The organism is Aquisalimonas lutea (genome assembly GCF_030409225.1).
In the GTDB taxonomy this organism is placed as follows: Bacteria; Pseudomonadota; Gammaproteobacteria; order Nitrococcales; family Aquisalimonadaceae; genus Aquisalimonas; species Aquisalimonas lutea.
The window spans coordinates 388,132-405,274 of sequence record NZ_JAUFPK010000005.1 but is presented as its reverse complement, the minus strand read 5'-3'; the positions used below and the strand labels follow the sequence as shown (position 1 = coordinate 405,274).

Here is a 17,143-nt window from a genome sequence, read left to right as displayed (position 1 = left end):
TCCCCGACACACCCCCACCACTTCGGTCAAAGGCGGCCACGATCACGGCGTAGCGTGCCGCTCGTGACGCACGGCCTCTACCAGGCAGCTGTTGGCTGCCGTACCCTGCGACAGCCGGGAGGCGCGCCGGTCCTGGGTGAGCACGTTGGGATTGCCGGCGAGCTCCAGGGGCGAAGGGCTTGCCGGGTCCTCGGGCGTGTACCAGGCGCCGGTGGGCAGCAGCACGACACCGGGCATCAGCGTCTCCGAGATTGTCGCGCCCACGAGGCAGGCCCCGCGGGCATTGAACAGCCTGACCGTGTCGCCCTCGCCGATCCCCCGGGCAGCCGCGTCGGCTGAGGCAAGAACGGCGGCCTCGCGGGAGGCGACCTTGTCCCGCTGACTCGCACCCACGGCATCCAGTTGGCTGTGCAGCCGGTTGGCGGGCTGGGGCGAGAGCAGGTGCAGCGGGAAGTCCTCCGCTCGCCGACCGCCCAGCCACTCCACCGGCGGCACCCAGCTCGGGTGCGGCGGGCAGTCGGCGTAGTCGAAGCCCGCGATGGTCCCGGAGAAGAGCTCGATGCGGCCGGACGGCGTCGCCAGCGGATGCGCCTCAGGCGCGCCGGCAAAGTCGGCGAGCAGCGCCCGGGATGCCGGCGCGTCGGTATCCGCATCCAGCGTGTAGATGCCCGTCTCGCGAAAGGCGGCGTAGTCCGGCAGCTCGGGGAACCGCTCGCGGTACCCCTCGTAGAGGGAGGCCAGCCACTGCTCGGTATCGCGACCGGCGGTAAAGGCCTCCTCGAAGCCGAGTTGACCGGCGATCATGGCGCAGATCCGGTGATCGTCGCGTGCCTCGGCATAGGGCTCATGCACCGCGCGACTGAACACGATGGTCCGGTCCTGGCTCGACACCGTGATGTCGTTGCGCTCGAACGGCAGTGTCGACGGCAGCACGATGTCGGCGTGCTGCGTGGTTGCGGTCCAGACCGGCTCGTGCACGACCACCGTCTCCGGCATCTGCCAGGCCTGCCGCAAGCGGTTCAGATCCTGGTGGTGGTGGAACGGATTGCCGCCCGCCCAGTACACCATGCGGATATCCGGCAGATCGAGGGTGCGGCCGTTGTACTCCAGCGTGCCCCCGGGGTTGGCCAGCAGGTCGGCAATGGCCGCCACCGGGATGAAATCGCTGACCGGGTTACGGCCCTGGTCCAGCCCGGGCGCCCCGAGACCGCGTACCGGCTGGCCCACGGAGTTCACCGAGCCCAGCCCGAACGCGAAGCCGCCCCCCGGCTTGCCGATCTGGCCGCGCATGGCCGCCAGGGCGATGGCCATCCAGTAGGGCTGCTCGCCGGCGGTCGCGCGCTGCAGGGACCAGCCGAGATTCAGCAGGCTCGTCGGCGCGCGCAGCGCGTCGATGAACCGCTCGATCCGGGACGGATCCGCGCCCGTGACCCCCGCCGCCCAGGCGGGCGTCTTGGCCACGCCGTCGGCACGGCCCGTGACGTAGGCCGCCAGCCGATCGAAACCGGTGGTCAGCCGTTCCAGCTGCTCATGATCGACCGCCCCGGACCGGATGAGCTCATGGGCGCAGGCGAGCATGAGCGCGGTATCGGTGTTCGGCCGGATGGCGAGGTGTTCCGCGTTCGGGTGGGCGGGCGCGTCCGAGCCGTCCGGGCTGACCACGATCAGCCGCATGCCGCGGTCCAGGGCGCGTCCGAGCCATTGCTCCACCGTATGGCGGCCGACGCCGCCGGGATCGCACTGCGCGTTGGTCAGCCGCAGACCGAACGCCACCAGGCAGTCGGTGTGCTCGGCGATCTGATCCCAGCTCGGGGCGCAGGCGTTCGTGCCCGCGTACCCGGCGCCCAGGACGTGGGGAAGAAACGCGCCGGCCGTGCCGTAGCTGTAGCTGTGCCGGCTCGCCGTAAAGCCGCCGGCCAGGTTCAGCATGCGCTTGATCTGGCCCTGGGCGTGGTGAAAGCGCCCCGCGCTGGCCCAGCCGTAGGAGCCGGCGAAGATGGACCGGTTGCCGTGCGCTTGCGCGATGCGATGGATCTCGTTGGCGACCAGCTCGCTGGCCCGTTGCCAGTCCACGGCAACGAACGTGTCCGCGCCCCGCATGGACCGGGTATCCCCTTCGAGCCATCCCCGCCGGATCATCGGTTGCGCGACCCGGCATCCATGGCTGGCGAGATCCAGGTAGTCGAGGCCGAACGGCGTCGGCCGGGGATCCGCTTCCCAGCCGGATAGGCGCGGCCCCGCCGGTGTTCGCGCGACGCGGTAGGTGCCGAAGTGCGTTGCCAGGAAATGTCCGCTCAAGCTGCTCTCCATAGCGCGTCAATGGTGCAGAACCGGATGCATTCACGGTACCGCTGGCTGGCCCGCAAGCATAGGCCCTGCGAGCCGCCCACGATCAACACGGCCCCGGCTGCTCCAGCCCCGGGGCGGGCCGTCCCCGAACAGCGCCCGCCCTGTCGGCCCGGTCCGGCGCGGGATGCGGTCCTCACCGCGCCACCGGCGCCTGGACGAACCCGCGCAGCGGCAGATGAAACGCCACGGCCGCGGCGGCCACGAGGACCAGCGCGGAGCCGCCGAAAGCGACCCAGTGGCTGGCGAAGGCCTCGTAGCCCCAGCCGCCCAGCCACGAGCTGATCATGGCGCCGACCTGGTGGCCGAGATAGGCCCAGCCATACAGGACGCCGACCAGGCGGATGCCGTAGACGTCGGCCAGGATGGCGGACGACAGCGCAATGCTGCCCGCCCACACGATGCCGGCGACGGCCGCCACGAGGTAGAGCTCCCAGACGCTCGCCGCCAGCAACAGGGCGATAAAGCCCAGGCCGCGGACCAGGTAGATCAGCGCCAGCAGGTTCTTGCGCTGCAGAACATCCGACAGGCGCCCGAGCACCACGGTGCTGGGGATGGCCACCAGGCCGATCAGGCCGATGCCGTAGCCGGCGGTGATCGGGTCGAAGCCGTGGTCCACCAGCATCGGCACGCCGTGGGTGCCGAGCAGGTTCATGCTGTAACCGCAGGCGAACAGGCCCAGGACGATTTGCCAGAAGGGCCGGGTGCGAACGGCCTCGCGAAAGCTGAGCAGGGCGTCGTCCGCGGCGGCCCCTGCCCCCGCCGATCGCTCGCCACCACCGCCCTGCCCCGGCGGCAGGTCGGTGTGGGCCGGGGCCTGGTCGCGGATGATCCAGAACGTCGCAGGCACGACCAGCGCGACGAAGACCGCGGCGAAGCCGAGCAGCGTGTTCTGCCATCCCGCCGCCTGGATGAACCAGGTCAGCACCGGCGTGAGCACGGCGATCCCCGCCATGGACCCGGTGGACAGGAAGAACAGGGCCATGCCGCGCCGGCGCGTGAACCAGCGGCTGATCACGGGTGTCAGCGCCACCGGGCTGGTGAACGAGAACCCCAGCGACAGCAGCACGCCGTAGGCCAGGCAGAAGGCAACGGGGTGGCGCGCGGTCACCGTCCAGGCGATGGCGCCCACCACGATGACAGTGCCCAGCAGCAGCACGAACCGCGTGCCGTGCGTGTCGGCCAGGTGGCCGGCGAGCGGCATCCCGAGCCCGTAGCAGAGCATGCCGATGGCCACGATGCCGGCCAGCAGGCTGCGGCTCATGCCCAGATCCTCGGCCATGGGCAGGAAGAACGGCCCGATGCCCATGCGCATGCCCACGGTGAGCAGCGTGATCGCCGTGGCGGCGGCCACGATGTTCCAGCCGAAATACCAGCGGCCGGCATTTCCTTCGCGCACGGTGTCGTCTCTCCGGGCAAACGCCTCGTGACCGCACTGTAGCGCGAGGTCAGAAAGGCCGTCTTGGATACGTTCCGGAGCAGTCTACCGCGTCGGACTCCGGTTTTCTCAGGACAGGCGGTCGCGTCCGCGTGGCGGGTGCGTCACGGCGACAAAGTGAGAAGGGCGCAACCATTTGACCTGGGAGAGACACGGCATTAAATTAGATAGATCGTTCTAGCTAAATTATGGCTCGATATGCGAACCAGCAAGCGCGGGACATTGCTCGATACAGCCGAGCGCCTGTTCTACTCGGAGGGCTTCCACGCCACCGGCGTCGACCGCGTCGTCGCCGAGGCGGGCGTCGCCCGGATGACGCTGTACAACCACTTCCCCTCCAAGGAGGCGCTGATCGAGGCGGTTCTCGATCGCCGCTACGAGCGCTATCTCGATGAGCTTCGCCGGGCCGTTGACGAGGCGACTGCCGGGGGTGCCGTCGCTGCACTGGCAGACGTCCATTGCCGATGGCTGGAGACCACGTCGAACCGCGGGTGCATCGTCATCAAGGCCATCGGCGAGTTCGAGCAGCACCACCCGGCGATCGCCGATCAGGGGCGCCGGCTCAAGCGCGAGCTGCTCGCGGTCATCGGCGACGCGCTGGCCCGGGATCGCGCGGCTCCCGACCCGGCCACCGCCGAGCGCCTGCTGGTCGTGCTCGAAGGCGCCGACGCGCTGGTGCCGGTGCTGGGCGCTTCCGCCGTGACCGGCCACCTGCGGGCGATCGTGCCCACCATCGTCGCCTGCCCCGCTGGGGCACAGGCATGAGGCCGGTTGATGCCACCGGCTTCGCCGTCCTCGGGGCCGGGCTGATCGCCATCGCCTTCGGGCTGGCCCGGTACGCGTTCGGGCTGTTCGTCCCGTCCATCCGCGCGGAGCTCGGGCTGTCCGCCGACGCGGTGGGTGTCGTCGGCTCGCTGGCATTCATCAGTTTCTGCCTCGCCAGCGTGGTCGCACCCCTCGTCGCCGACCGCCTCGGCCCGCGCCATGCGGCAGCGCTCTCGGGCATATTCGCGCTTGTCGGCCTTACCCTGATCAGCCAGGCCGGTGACATTGTTGTCCTCGGCACCGGCATCTTCGCCTGTGGGATCTGCACCGGGCTGATGATGCCCGCCCTGTCCTCCGGCGTGCAGGTCGCTATCCGTGCCGACCTCCGCGGGCGCGTCAACGCAGTCATGAATGCCGGCACCAGCGCCGGCCTGGTCCTTTGCGTCCCGGCCGTACTTCTACTCAGCGGTGCATGGCGCACGGCCTATCTTTCGTTCGCCGTGCTGTCGGCAATGGGGGTTCTGGCGGCCCTCTTTCTGATCCCGTCGAGTCCACCCCGAAACCCCGAGCACGCACGGTCGACCTCGTCGCTTACCGCGGATCGGTGGCTGAAGGTCCTGCGCCTGACCGTGTTCTGTTTCGCGATGGGTCTGGCCGCGTCCGCCTACTGGATCTTCGCCCCCGACCTCGTTGTGGCCGTCGGCGGGCTTTCCGAACGGCTCACAGGATCGCTCTGGCTCGTGATCGGCATTACCGGTCTCGCGGGTGCGTGGGCGAGCGACCTCGGCGACCGGATAGGTGCACCTGCCACGCAGGCGCTGGCACTCGTGGGCCTGGCCGCCGCAACGGCCCTGATTGCAGTGGCGCCGGGCCAGTTATGGACGGCATTGTTGTCGGCCGGCGTGTTCGGCTGGGCCTTCATGACCCTGACCGGGCTGTACCTGGTCACCGGCATCCGCCTGCTGCGCGAGCGCCCGTCCATGGGGCCGGTTGTCCCCTTCCTGGCGATCACGGTCGGCCAGGCCGTGGGATCCCCGCTGGTGGGATGGGTCATCGCCCGCGCCGGCTACATCGAGGCGTTCGTCGCGTTCGCGGCGCTTGCGCTGCTGATTGCCGCCGCATCATCCCTTTTCCCCCGTGCATCCCCCGACCCGGCGACCGAAGACGGGGCTGCAGCGCCGTCGCCGCCGGCGACCGCAACGGCAGCGCCCATGGAGGGCGAGCGGGCCGGACCCGAATCGACACGATCACCGGGCTGACGCCCGGCCCGCGGCCCGGCATGTCCCGGCCACCGGATCTCCCCCGTCTCTTAACCGGGCAGGCTTCGCGTAGACGCCGTATCGAGCGATAGGCGCCAGCCCCGTTCACGGGCGTTTCTCCGCTTGCGCAAAGTAGTGAAATATGATTCATTTCTTTAAGGCCTTCAGGGAGAGCATGCCATGGACGATCAAGCCGCATTCGCCGAACAGGTCTTCAACGCCCAGGCGTTCAGCCAGTACCTGGGGGCCCGGCTCGAAAGCGCTGCCCCCGGCACGGCGGAGATCAGCGTTGCCATCGGCGACAACCTGAAGCAGCACCAGGGATTCGCCCACGGCGGCGTTCTCTGCTATCTGGCCGATAACGCGATCACGTTCGCCGGCGGGCTCGGCCTCGGCGGTGATGCCGTCACCTCGGAGTTCAAGATCAACTACCTGAGGCCGGGGATCGGCACACGGCTGGTCGCCCGCGCGGAAGCGCGAAGCATCGGCAAGCGGCAGGCAACGTGCCAATGCGACGTCTATTGCGTTGACGGCGGCGAGGAGAAGCTCTGCGCCGTCGCCCTGGGAACGGTGCTGCTGGTCGGCCAGTGAATCCCGGACGGCACGGGCAGCACGGCCGTCCGGGTGGATGCCGATGCCTCCCGGTCAGGATGCCTGGAGCTGGTGATCGATGGTTTGCTGGAACATTCCCACCAGCCCCTCTTCCAGGCCGAGCGTGTGGTACTTGTTCGGCCCGAAGCGGAGCCCGCGCTGGATATCCTCCGCAATGGCGAAATCCTCCTGATCGAAGACGACGTCATTGGTGAACTCGAAACGCTTCCTCAGCGCCTTCTCGCCCTTCTCCCCGGGGAACGCCTCCTGGCGGTAGAGCATTTCGTGGCTCCAGACCGTCCGGTCCGGCGCCTCCGGGTAGAACGTGTTTATCGAGACATAGTCCGGGTGCATGATGAAGAACGCGTTCGGGAACAGCAGGTAGTAGACGGACGCGTAGTCGAGGATGTTCCAGCTGCTCCGCTCGTAGTCCATCGCCTCGAGGATGTTGGTGCGGGCGGCCGCAAGCCGCATGTGCGCACCGTGCTCGTCGTGCGCGAGCACGCCCTTCCTGAAGTTCGCCGCCAGCGTCGTGCGGTGCAGGTACGGAACGTGGTATCCCTCGAGATACGTCTTGATCAGCAGCTTCCAGTTGGCCTCCTTCGTCACGGTCGTCTTGGTGTACCGGGTGAAGTCCTCAATGCCGAAGTGGTGCATGTCCTGGCCGAACGGCCCGAGGTGGGCATCCATGTCCATGGCGCCCTCCGGGTCCGGATGAACCCAGACGAGCCCGTGGCGCTCGGCGACGGGGAGCTCCAGGAGGCCGTAGTTGCATTTGTCGATATCCGGGAAGGCATACGACCGGGTCACTGTCTTCAGGCTGCCGTCCAGCCCGTAGACCCAGCCGTGATAGGGGCACACGAACGCGCTCAGCTGGTCCTCCTCACCCGAGACCAGCCGCGCGCCGCGGTGCCGGCATATGTTGAGAAACGCCCGGAGGACGCCCTCCTTGTCCCGCACGACGACGAACGGAAGCCGGTTCCAGTCGCTGAGCAGATAGCGACCGGGCTCGGCCACGCTGGAGCTGTGCCCGGCCAGCATCGGGAAGCCGCCGAATATGCTCCGGACCTCGGCCTCGAAGATCTCCGGGGCGGTGTATTTCTCGACCGGCACCTCCATGACCGCGTCGAGCATGTCCTGGTTGCGCCCTGCCTGGCGCAGCTCCATGAGCCTGTCCAGCAGACCGATCTGCGTTTCGTGCCTCATGATCCACCTCCGCGAACGGCGTCTACGATCCGCCAGACCAACGACTTAGGCCGGCGTCCGGGCAATTGCATCAAGTAATGAATACTGTTTCAATACTTGCATGGCATATCGACGCACAGCGAAAGTCCAAGCACGCATGGCTCAGACCCGGGAGAGCATCCTGGATGCCGCCGAGGCACTCGTCGCCGAAGGCGGCTACGCCAATGCCGGGATGCCGGCCGTCGCCGGCCGGGCGAACATCTCCACGGGCCTGATCTACCGCTACTTCGAGTCGAAGTCGGACCTGTTCGACGAGGTGTTCCGGCGAGCCGCGCAGAGGGAGATCGACGCCTGTGCCGCCGCAGCGGATGTCGACCTGCCGCCCAGGGACCGCGTCCAGCGGGTTGCCGAGACGTTCGCGCGCCGCGCCCTGAAGGGGCGGCAACTGGCCTACGCGCTGCTCGCCGAGCCGGTGGACGCAACCATCGACGCGGAGCGGCTGCACTTCCGCATCCCCTACCGCGACATCTTCGCCGCCATCATCCGCGACGGAATCAAGCGCGGGGAGATCGCCGAGCAGGACGCCGACCTCGTCGCCACGGCGATCGTCGGCGGCATCGCCGAAACGCTTGTCGGACCGCTGAGCCGGCCGCCCGAGCCCGAACGCGAGAGCGCGCTGATCCAGGGCGTTGCCCGTTTCTGCGTCCATGCCCTCGGCCCGGTGGCCGCGGATGCGGCATCAGCACACGGATTCCAGGAGAAGCGAGATGAGTGAGTTCTTCCAGCAACCGCCTCGTGCCGGCAATCGGTTTCACACCGACCCTTCGCTGCGCCTGTTGACGCAATGGCATCTCCCCGATGCGATCTACGAGCAGGCCGAGCCCCAGCTCGAGCGCATGGGGGCACTGGCCGACGAGGTCATGGGTGCACTCGCCGAGCAGGCCGAGACGAACGAGCCCGAGCACACCCCCTACGACGCCTGGGGACGCCGCATCGACCGGGTTCGCATAGACGATAGCTGGCGCGAGCTGATGCGGATCGGGCAACGCGAGGGGCTCGTGGCGATTCCTCACGAGCGCGCCTACGGCGCCCACTCGCGCGTCGTGCAGGCCGGCCTCGTGCACCTGTACGACCCGGCCAGCGCCGTTGCCGACTGCCCCCTGGTCATGACCGACGGGGCGGTCACGCTTCTCCAGGAACACGACCCCGGGCTCGCGGAACACTACAATCCCAGGCTCACCGCCCGCGAAGGTGCCTGGACGGCGGGCCAATGGATGACCGAGAAGGAAGGCGGCTCGGACGTCAGCGGGACGTCCACCGTTGCATCTCAAGACGCCGACGGCCGCTGGCGCCTGTACGGCACGAAATGGTTCACCTCCGCGGTGACGGCGGACATGGCCCTGGCGCTGGCGCGGGCGGAGACGAGCGCTGGCGAGGATCAGGGCCTGTCGCTCTTTCTTCTCGAGCTCCGCAACGCGGACGACACGTGGAACGGTCTCGAGATCCGCCGGCTCAAGGACAAGCTCGGCACCCGCGCCCTGCCCACCGCGGAAATCGACCTGGTCGGCGCGGCAGCGGTACCGGTGGGGTCGCTGGGCGGCGGCGTCCGCAAGCTCGCGGGGCTGCTGAACGTCGCCCGCTTCTGGGCGGCCATCGGCGGGCCCGCGGGCGTCGGGCAGCTGCTGGCGCTGGCACGCGACTACGCCGGCAAGCGCGAGGCGTTCGGCAGCCTTCTGCGGGACAACCCCATCCACCGGCGCTGGCTGGCGCGAATCTCCGCCGACTACGAGGCGATGCTGGCGCTGAACTTCGAGACGGCCGCCCAGCTGGGCCAGTCCGAGAACGGGGGCCCGAAGGAGCTCGCACGCCTCCTCGCACCGCTGAACAAGCTCGCCTGCGCCCGCCAGGCCGCCCAGACAGGAAGTGAGCTGCTGGAGAGCTTCGGCGGTGCGGGCTACGTCGAGGACACCGGCATCCCGCGCCTGTTCCGCAACCTCCACGTGCACTGCATCTGGGAGGGCACCACCTCCGTTCTCGCCCACGACGTGGTACGCGCCCTGGGCGCGCCCGAGAACGCGGAAGCCTTCGCCGACGATATTTGCCGGCGCCTCAAGAATCTCACCACGGCCGGAACCGCGCGCGTGAAGCAGAAGATCGAGAGCGAGCTCGACGTGCTCATGCCGCTGGTCAACGACCCCAGGGAGGAAGAGGCGCGGCGGATCGGCTGGGGCATGGCCCGCATCTACCAGGGCGTCCTGCTCGCGGAGTTCGCCGAGTGGAAGAAGAGTGCCTTCGACGACGACGCCGGCTTCGCGACGGCGGAGCTGTTCTGTCGCCGGGGGCTGGTGGACGAGCCGTTCCCGGAGACCGATGCCGACACGGCCGGCAGGATGGCCTTCGGCAGCTGACGGGACGCGACACCAGGGTCCCGTCGCAACACAGAACAATACAGGAGGAGAGCACGATGTGGACGATCAACCAGGCGCTGGAGAGCTCGGCCCGAAAGTTCGGCGGGCGCACCGCGGTCGTCGACGGTGACCGGCAGCTGTCGTTCGAGCAACTCGAGGGCGCAGTTGTGGCTGCGGCCGCGTGGCTCCAGGAGCAAGGCATCGGGAAGGGGGACAAGGTCGCCATTCAGGGGCGGAACACGAGCACGTGGATCGTGAACTACTACGCGATCCTCCGTGCCGGCGCCGTTGCCGTTCCGCTCAACCACAAGCTGGCACCCGCGGAGACACGCTACATTCTCGATCACAGCGAGAGTCGTCTCCTGCTCGTGGACGACGACATCCACGACGAGCAGGCCAGCCCCGACGACGCCTTGCCCGTTTTCGGCATGAGCGCCGGGGGAGCGCTGCCGCCGGCACCGCCCCGGGCCGCGGCCCGGCAGGCCTTCCAGCCCGTCGAGGTTGCGGATACCGACCTGGCCGAGCTCCTCTACACCTCGGGCACCACGGGAAAGCCCAAGGGCTGCATGCACTCCCACGCCAATGCGCTGCTGGCGGGCATCGGCTCCAGCCTGGTGTACGGCCTGGGGCCCGAGGACCGCGTGCTCCTGGCCATGCCGATATGGCACAGCTTCCCGCTGAACAACATGCTCGTCGCCGGCCACTACCTCGGCGCCTGCGTCGTGCTGCTGCCCGAATACCACCCGCTCCACTTCGTCGAGACGGTACAGAAGGAGCGGTGCACCCTGTTCTTCGGCGCCCCCGTGGCCTATTCCATGCCGTTGCAGATGCTCCCGAACTTCGACGAGTACGACCTCTCCAGCGTGCGGGCATGGCTGTACGGCGGCGGCCCGATCGATGCCGCCATGGCCCGGGAGCTGATGAAGCGCTACGGGACGGATCGCTTCTACCAGGTCTTCGGCATGACGGAGACGGGACCCACCGGCACGGCCCTGCTGCCCGAGGAGCAGGTCGCCAAGGCCGGCTCCATCGGGCGCTGGGCCGTGAGCGGCTGCGACGTCACCGTCATGAAGGATGACTCCACGCCGGCAGCGCGCGGTGAGGTCGGCGAGATCTGGATGCGGTGCCAGTCGATCATGCAGGGATACTACCGGGATCCCGAGAGCACGGCGGAGGCCTTCGCGGGCGAGTGGTATCGCACCGGCGACCTGGCGCGTATCGATGACGACGGCTACCTCTTCATCACCGACCGCCTGAAGGACATGATCATCACCGGCGGGGAGAACGTCTACTCCCGGGAAGTCGAGGACGCCCTCGCCTCCATCGAAGGCATCCAGGAGGCAGCCGTCGTCGGCCAGCCTCATACGGAATGGGGCGAGACGGTCGTCGCCTACGTGGTCACGGACGAAGGAGCCGAGCTGACCGCGGAGGCGATCACCGAGGAGTGCCGCAACCGCATCGCGGGGTACAAGGCCCCGAGGGAAGTCCACTTCACGGACGCGCTGCCCAGGACGCCGACGGGGAAGGTCATGAAGTACAAGCTCAGGGCGTGACTTCGCCGGCAGCCGCGGCCCAGCGCTAGTATGATGCGGATCAGGCTGCTCATTGCTCTCAACGTGCTGACCGCGAGGCCCCGTTGACCGCAGAAACGCGAATCGCCGATACCCGGGACGCCGCGGATATCGCCCGGGTCCATGTCGCCAGCTGGCGAGCGGCCTATCGTGGCATCCTTCCGGATGACCTGCTCGATCGGCTCACCGTTGCGGACCGGGAGGCGCTCTGGCAACAGGTGCTGTCCGACGATCGGGTGCAGGTCGCAGTCGTGGAGGAGAACGCCGCGGTCCGCGGCTTCCTCAGCGTCGGGCCGTCCAGGGATGCGGGCGCCGGCAAAGACACCGGCGAGGTCAGCGCCATCTATCTGGACCCCGATGTATGGCGAAGAGGCCACGGCTCGCTGCTGATGGACCGGGCCGTGCAGATGGCCCGGTCCAACGGCTGGTCGCAGCTGACCGTCTGGGTGCTTCGCGAGAACACAGGCGCCCGGGCGTTCTACGAGCACATGGGATTCGGCCCGGACGGCGCCGAACGCGAGGAAATGGTTCAGAGCACCAAGGTCACGGAAGTCCGGTACGCCCGCCGGACCGACGCCTGATCACGATCCGATATTCCGGCTGCCCGTGCCGGCGCTTTGCCAGCCAGCCACCCGACGGCCTGGACCGGGCCCAACCCGGGGCAGCTCACGAGCAGTCGGACGGCAACGACCGGAAGGCGACGAGCTAGCGTCCATGGCGGTGGTGATATCGCCTCGCCTTGGCCCGGTTGCCGCAGGTTCGCATGTCACACCATCGCCGCGTCCCGCTTCGCGTGGCGTCAAGAAAATAGAGGATGCAGTCCGGATGGGCGCACGCCCGGATACGCTCCCGAGGCCATCGGGCTCTCAGGTCCAGATACCCTCGGGCAGCCAGCCAGGCCGCTCGCCAGTGTTCCTGGACTTCGATGGCCTCATCGGGGCCAGCCCCCCGCATTACAGGGATAACGCGGCCGCGCGCCAGGATCGCGTTGAGCGCCTCCAGCGCTTCGGGGTTGCCGTCGTCGGTCTCGAGGCATTGGCGGATCGCGGCGCGAGCGGCAGCCAATGCCTGCCGAACGTTCTCCGGGCTCGCCGGCCAGGGCATGCCCTGCTCGGCGAGCCATACCGCTAGACCCTCGTCCGCCAGCAGCAGATCCTGTCGCTGGCCCGCCTCATTCCACTCGGTGTTGACGAGATCCAGCGCAATGGGTTCTCCCCGCAGTGGTCGCTGGAGCGCTGCCTTGTTCATGTAACTATCTTCGCACTTTTGACAGGTTAGATGGAATCCGATTCAATGTAACCTTCTTATATTCATTTGAGGGTTACACCATGACGGGCAGTGACACGTTTATCGGCGGGCGCATGGTAACCATCGCCTTCGTCGTCCTGATGGCGGCATTCGGGCTGAACCTGTCCATCGGCCAGTTCTTCGCCCCCTTGCACGAAACCTACGGGTGGCCCCTATCCACGCTGAGCGTCGCCGTGTCGCTGAACATGATCGTCTGGGGCGCTCTTCAGCCGTTCGTCGGCCGCCTGGTCGACGTGATCGGGCCGCGCCCCGTCATCGCAACCAGCGCCGGGCTGATGGGGGCGGCCTTTCTGCTGTCCGCAACGATCGAGCACCGCTGGGAGCTGTTCCTGTACTACGGTGTCCTCACCGCTGTGGGATTTGCCGGTTGCGGGTCCATGGCGAATGCCGTCCTGGTGTCGCGCTGGTACGTCCGGGACCGCGCCAGGATGCTGGCGCGCAGTTCCATGGGCCTGAACGTCGGCCAGCTCCTGCTCCTGCCCCTGGCCGGATGGCTGATCTATCTGGCGGGCACGGCGTCCGCGTTCGCGGCCCTCGGTGCGATCATGCTCCTGGTTGTACCGCTGGTGGTGCTCGGAGTGCGCAACAGCCCGAGCTCCGTAGGCCAGCAGCCCGATGGAGCCGATCGTTCTGCCACCACAGGCCACGCCGCAACCAGCTCGACGCTCCGTGAAGCCGTCGGCTCATCCGACTTCTGGTGCGCCACCCTGGGGTTCGTCACATGCGGCTACTCGCTCTACATGGTCGCGACCCACCTGCCCGGGTTCGCTGTCGACCTCGGCGGCAGCGAAGCCCTGGGAGGCAATCTTCTGGGCATCGCCGCCGGGGCCAGCGCGGTAAGCATGTGGCTCATGGGTCAGCTCGCACCGCGCTACGGGAAAAAGCCCTTGCTCATCGCGTTGTATGCCGTGCGTGCAGGGGTACTTGCGTGGCTGGCCATGGCGACGGAGCTCTGGCAGCTCTATGTCTTTGCCATCGTCTACGGCGCCGTGTCCATGCCCATCATCCCCCTGAAGACGGGACTGATCGGCGATCGCTTCGGCGCGGGCGGCCTCGGCGCCATCCTCGGCACAGCGTGGTTCGCCCATCAGGTCCTGGCTGCGGTCGGTGTCTACGTCGGCGGTGCCGTCCGGGACGCAACGGGCACCTACGCACCGGCATTCGCGTCCGCGGCGGTGCTGCTGGTACTCGGCACGGCGGCAACGGTCGCATTTCGGGGGATCACGCCACCCCGGCCTGCTGCCGCCGTCGACCGGGCTTAGCAGGCGGTTGACTGTCGCGGGAGATGGCGACTACATACCCGGACGTCGTTGTGGTACGGCGAACGGCGGACACCGGGTGTTCACCGGACGAGGGAGAAGGATGTCAGCAACGCAAGGAAAGGACGGGTACTTCCTGGCGGGCGACGACGAACCAGAGCGCCTCCGGATTCAGGCACAGGTATGGGAACCGGATGCCGAGGCCATGCTGGAACGGATCGGCGTCATGCCGGGGTGGTCTTGTGCCGACATCGGCTGCGGCGGCGTGGGTGTTCTCGGCCCGCTGTCGCACTACGTCGGGACGAGCGGCCGCGTGCTGGGCCTTGATGCTGATCGAGCGCTCCTGGATACGGCAGCCGCCTACACCCGCGCGGAAGGGTTGCATAACGTGGAACTGCAACAAGGTGACGTCAGGGAACCGAACCTGCCGCGGTGCTCCTTTGACCTGGTCCATGCACGTTTCCTTCTTCCCCACGTCGAATCGCCCGCTGCCGTGCTGGACAACATGATTTCCTTGGCGAAACCCGGTGGCACCGTCGCGAGCCAGGAAAACGATCACAGCTCCTGGAGCTTCTATCCGCACTGCCCCGAGTGGACGGAGCTACTGGACCTGCTGGAGCGCACGTTCGCGCTGCGCGGCGATATCAACATCGGGCGCCGGACCTTTCACATGCTGAAGGAGGCCGGGCTGCAGGATGTACGGATCCGCGCATCCGTGCACGCCTTGCAGAATGGTCACCCCTACATGCGAATGCCCGTCATCGGCGCGCGGGCGATGCGGGAGCGGATGATTGCGGCGGGCCTGGTCACGGACAGGGAGTTCGACACACTAGTTCAGGCCGTGGAGCAGGCGATCCAGAATCCGGATCAGGTGCAGATCACCTTTACGCTCGTACAGGCCTGGGGCATAAGGCCGGCTGCATGATCCGGGCTCGGCTGCCCGCGCCAGTTCAGCCGTGGGCGACAGAGCCTGGAGCATCAGCGTGGCGGCGACGGTACGCCGCCGGCGTCGTGCGCGTGTGTCGGCGGAAAAGCGAGCAGAACGTGGCCGTGTCCGCGTAGCCGACGCGGTCGGTGATCTCGCCGACACTGAGCGCCGTTGCGCTCAGGAGCTGCTTGGCGATCTGCACACGGTACCCCTGCAGGTAGCGCAACGGCGTCATGCCCATCTCCCGCCTGAAGCGCCGCAGCAGCGTCCGCGGGCTGACATGGAACGCCCGCGCAAGACGCGCCGCGTCATAGGGCTCATGGTAACGATCGGCGAGCCATCGCCGGACCTGCTCCGAGAAGCTGTAGCCGCCCGCGGGGAGCATGCTCCAGTTGATCGAGGGGGCCTGGCTGTCCCGGGAGCCATCGACGAGCGCAACGCCCGCGACGTTGTCGGCCAACGCGTTGCCGCACCGGGCCCGGACAAGGCTGATGGCGAGATCCGTGGCCGCGCTGAACGCGCCTGCCGTGGTCACCCCGGTGTCTTCGATGAACAGGGCCTCCGGCACGACCTCCACGCTCGGGTATCTGCGCGCAAGCTCCGGCGCGAACAACCAGGCCGTGGTTCCCCGGCGCCCATCCAGCAGACCCGCCTCGGCCAGCATGAAGGCGCCGGTGCACACGGACGCCACCGGCGTACCACGGCGGAACGCCCTGCGAATGAGCCGCTGCTCGGCGTCGCGCTCGGCGAGCTTGCCGTCAAGCACGTCGAATCGCCCGAAGTCGAACCCCGGGACAATGAGTCGATCAAGGCTCTCCGGCGGCCGGCTGGCCCCCACCGAGAAACCGCCGGCAGTGCTGACCCTGCGGCCGCCGACGCTGATGGCCTCGACCCGGAACGGCGGCTCGCCGGACCCCTCCGCGCCGGCCTGGACCAGCCTGTTGGCGAGCAGCAGAAGGTCGCTGACCGCAAAGGCCTCCATGGCCAGGCAGCCGCCATAGAGCAGGATGCCGACATGCATGGTGTCCGCTCTCGTTCTGTCTTGATCAGCCAATAATAAGGCGATATCGCCAATACGCCAATTGGGCCATCGTGGGCAGACTGTCCATCCCGATAACACAGGGAGCGACGACAATGGCACGAGCGACCATGGGATCCTTGGAGTGGGGCGAACGAACCCACGGCATCCTGTCCCGCCCGGAGCAGATGCGGCTGGTAGCAGGCTTGGTCCGGGCGCAGGTCACGGAGAAGCTGTCGCGGCTCATCGCCCGATTCGGCGTTCACGACCGCCGAATCGACCGGGTTGATCTCGATGCGGTGACGATACCGGACTCCGCCGCCGCGAATGCCGCCATGGACCTCGTCCATCGTCACCACAGCGACGCGCTGCGGCTGCACTGCCTGCGCACATACTACTTCGCGGCCGTCTGGTCCCAGTTCCACGGCTTACGGGTGGATACGGAGGCCCTGTACGTGGCCAGCCTGCTGCACGACCTGGGACTGGCCGACGGCTTCCGGGACCAGTCGGCCTGTTGCGGATTCGCTGTCGTCGGCGCGAGAAGCGCCAGGCAGTTCGCAGCGGACCAGGGCTGGGAGGAACGGCGCCGACGCCTGGTCTATGAGGCGATCAGCTACCACCTGAACCCGTACCTGTCGTTGTCGCGGCACGACCCCGAGGCGGCTTGCCTTCAAAGAGGCGCTCACCTGGATGTCATCGGCACGGGCGCGCACCTGTTGCCGCGAGGAATCCTGGATGCGGTTCACGATCTGTGCCCGCGAGCCGGATTTCGCGACGAGATCCTCGAGACGATGTCGGCCATGCAGCACGCACCCGGGTCGCGGGCATCGGTGCTGGTGAACCTGGGTTTCCTGAAGATGGCGGCGCAGAACCCTCTGGATCGTCCGGCATGAATGCTCTGCCGGGCAGCATGCGGGGCCGTCGCGGGCTATTCGGAGGGCCCAAACGATGAGCTTCTACACCGCCGCGTAGCCTTGAACCTGCTGGCGCCTTGACGGTGCCGTTCACCGACGGCCGGTGACCCGGGTTGGCTCGCTGCTTGCCCGCGAATCTCAGCCGGCGTGCGG

General features: G+C 67.9%; 15 protein-coding genes. 10 read left to right on the top strand and 5 right to left on the bottom strand.

Features of this window, described 5'->3' with window-relative positions; all coding sequences use genetic code 11:
- Nucleotides 1-42: 42 nt before the first annotated feature.
- On the bottom strand, nt 43-2,298 hold the full coding sequence (locus tag QWY84_RS16130) for a molybdopterin-dependent oxidoreductase (RefSeq protein WP_290203925.1): 2,256 nt from the start codon (nt 2,296-2,298) through the stop codon (nt 43-45).
- A gap of 184 nt (nt 2,299-2,482) precedes the next feature.
- Nucleotides 2,483-3,745 (bottom strand): MFS transporter, encoded by a 1,263-nt coding sequence (locus QWY84_RS16125; protein WP_290203924.1) that lies wholly within the window; start codon nt 3,743-3,745, stop codon nt 2,483-2,485.
- Nucleotides 3,746-3,982: 237 nt separating this feature from the next.
- On the opposite strand from QWY84_RS16125, the gene QWY84_RS16120 reads away from it, so the two are divergent.
- The 3 genes from QWY84_RS16120 to QWY84_RS16110 all read left to right on the top strand — a co-directional run bounded on the left by QWY84_RS16120 (nt 3,983) and on the right by QWY84_RS16110 (nt 6,399).
- On the top strand, nt 3,983-4,549 hold the full coding sequence (locus tag QWY84_RS16120; RefSeq protein WP_290203923.1) for a TetR/AcrR family transcriptional regulator: 567 nt from the start codon (nt 3,983-3,985) through the stop codon (nt 4,547-4,549).
- Complete coding sequence (locus QWY84_RS16115) at nt 4,546-5,808, top strand: MFS transporter (protein WP_290203922.1); 1,263 nt, start codon at nt 4,546-4,548, stop codon at nt 5,806-5,808. Before QWY84_RS16120 ends, QWY84_RS16115 begins: the two co-directional genes overlap by 4 nt.
- A gap of 180 nt (nt 5,809-5,988) precedes the next feature.
- Entirely contained in the window at nt 5,989-6,399 is a 411-nt protein-coding gene (locus tag QWY84_RS16110; protein WP_290203921.1) for a PaaI family thioesterase, read from the top strand.
- Nucleotides 6,400-6,453: 54 nt separating this feature from the next.
- Here QWY84_RS16110 and QWY84_RS16105 read toward each other — a convergent pair whose 3' ends face one another.
- Nucleotides 6,454-7,605 carry an aromatic ring-hydroxylating oxygenase subunit alpha gene (locus tag QWY84_RS16105; protein WP_290203920.1) on the bottom strand — a complete coding sequence of 384 codons (1,152 nt, stop codon included), beginning with the start codon at nt 7,603-7,605 and terminating at the stop codon, nt 6,454-6,456.
- Between the two features lie 136 nt (nt 7,606-7,741).
- Between QWY84_RS16105 and QWY84_RS16100 the strand changes: the two genes are divergently transcribed.
- From QWY84_RS16100 to QWY84_RS16085, 4 genes are all read left to right on the top strand, one after another.
- Nucleotides 7,742-8,359: a TetR/AcrR family transcriptional regulator gene (locus tag QWY84_RS16100; RefSeq protein WP_290203919.1), complete on the top strand. Its 618-nt coding sequence runs from the start codon at nt 7,742-7,744 to the stop codon at nt 8,357-8,359.
- Complete coding sequence (locus tag QWY84_RS16095; protein ID WP_290203918.1) at nt 8,352-9,992, top strand: acyl-CoA dehydrogenase family protein; 1,641 nt, start codon at nt 8,352-8,354, stop codon at nt 9,990-9,992. The genes QWY84_RS16100 and QWY84_RS16095 overlap by 8 nt, the downstream gene beginning before the upstream one ends.
- Before the next feature lie 56 nt (nt 9,993-10,048).
- Nucleotides 10,049-11,545, top strand: a complete 1,497-nt coding sequence (locus QWY84_RS16090; protein WP_290203917.1) for a class I adenylate-forming enzyme family protein — start codon at nt 10,049-10,051, stop codon at nt 11,543-11,545.
- 83 nt (nt 11,546-11,628) lie between these two features.
- Complete coding sequence (locus QWY84_RS16085; RefSeq protein WP_290203916.1) at nt 11,629-12,144, top strand: GNAT family N-acetyltransferase; 516 nt, start codon at nt 11,629-11,631, stop codon at nt 12,142-12,144.
- Nucleotides 12,145-12,268: 124 nt separating this feature from the next.
- Here QWY84_RS16085 and QWY84_RS16080 read toward each other — a convergent pair whose 3' ends face one another.
- Nucleotides 12,269-12,811: a CGNR zinc finger domain-containing protein gene (locus tag QWY84_RS16080; RefSeq protein ID WP_290203915.1), complete on the bottom strand. Its 543-nt coding sequence runs from the start codon at nt 12,809-12,811 to the stop codon at nt 12,269-12,271.
- Nucleotides 12,812-12,891: 80 nt separating this feature from the next.
- On the opposite strand from QWY84_RS16080, the gene QWY84_RS16075 reads away from it, so the two are divergent.
- On the top strand, nt 12,892-14,133 hold the full coding sequence (locus tag QWY84_RS16075; RefSeq protein WP_290203914.1) for an MFS transporter: 1,242 nt from the start codon (nt 12,892-12,894) through the stop codon (nt 14,131-14,133).
- Nucleotides 14,134-14,233: 100 nt separating this feature from the next.
- A complete protein-coding gene (locus QWY84_RS16070) occupies nt 14,234-15,055 on the top strand; it encodes a methyltransferase domain-containing protein (RefSeq protein ID WP_290203913.1) in 822 nt (273 codons plus the stop codon).
- Between the two features lie 25 nt (nt 15,056-15,080).
- On the opposite strand, the gene QWY84_RS16065 is transcribed toward QWY84_RS16070, so the two are convergent.
- Nucleotides 15,081-16,079, bottom strand: a complete 999-nt coding sequence (locus tag QWY84_RS16065) for a GlxA family transcriptional regulator (RefSeq protein WP_290203912.1) — start codon at nt 16,077-16,079, stop codon at nt 15,081-15,083.
- Between the two features lie 113 nt (nt 16,080-16,192).
- Here QWY84_RS16065 and QWY84_RS16060 point away from each other — a divergent pair, with 113 nt between their 5' ends.
- On the top strand, nt 16,193-16,969 hold the full coding sequence (locus QWY84_RS16060) for an HD domain-containing protein (protein WP_290203911.1): 777 nt from the start codon (nt 16,193-16,195) through the stop codon (nt 16,967-16,969).
- Nucleotides 16,970-17,143: the final 174 nt, after the last annotated feature.

Excerpts from the sequence above, each read along its gene's own strand:
- QWY84_RS16120 (WP_290203923.1), top strand. The coding sequence starts at position 3,983 with ATGCGAACCAGCAAGCGCGGGACATTGCTCGATACAGCCGAGCGCCTG.
- QWY84_RS16115 (WP_290203922.1), top strand. The coding sequence starts at position 4,546 with ATGAGGCCGGTTGATGCCACCGGCTTCGCCGTCCTCGGGGCCGGGCTG.
- QWY84_RS16110 (WP_290203921.1), top strand. The coding sequence starts at position 5,989 with ATGGACGATCAAGCCGCATTCGCCGAACAGGTCTTCAACGCCCAGGCG.
- QWY84_RS16105 (WP_290203920.1), bottom strand. The coding sequence starts at position 7,605 with ATGAGGCACGAAACGCAGATCGGTCTGCTGGACAGGCTCATGGAGCTG.
- QWY84_RS16100 (WP_290203919.1), top strand. The coding sequence starts at position 7,742 with ATGGCTCAGACCCGGGAGAGCATCCTGGATGCCGCCGAGGCACTCGTC.
- QWY84_RS16095 (WP_290203918.1), top strand. The coding sequence starts at position 8,352 with ATGAGTGAGTTCTTCCAGCAACCGCCTCGTGCCGGCAATCGGTTTCAC.
- QWY84_RS16090 (WP_290203917.1), top strand. The coding sequence starts at position 10,049 with ATGTGGACGATCAACCAGGCGCTGGAGAGCTCGGCCCGAAAGTTCGGC.
- QWY84_RS16080 (WP_290203915.1), bottom strand. The coding sequence starts at position 12,811 with ATGAACAAGGCAGCGCTCCAGCGACCACTGCGGGGAGAACCCATTGCG.
- QWY84_RS16075 (WP_290203914.1), top strand. The coding sequence starts at position 12,892 with ATGACGGGCAGTGACACGTTTATCGGCGGGCGCATGGTAACCATCGCC.
- QWY84_RS16070 (WP_290203913.1), top strand. The coding sequence starts at position 14,234 with ATGTCAGCAACGCAAGGAAAGGACGGGTACTTCCTGGCGGGCGACGAC.
- QWY84_RS16065 (WP_290203912.1), bottom strand. The coding sequence starts at position 16,079 with ATGCATGTCGGCATCCTGCTCTATGGCGGCTGCCTGGCCATGGAGGCC.
- QWY84_RS16060 (WP_290203911.1), top strand. The coding sequence starts at position 16,193 with ATGGCACGAGCGACCATGGGATCCTTGGAGTGGGGCGAACGAACCCAC.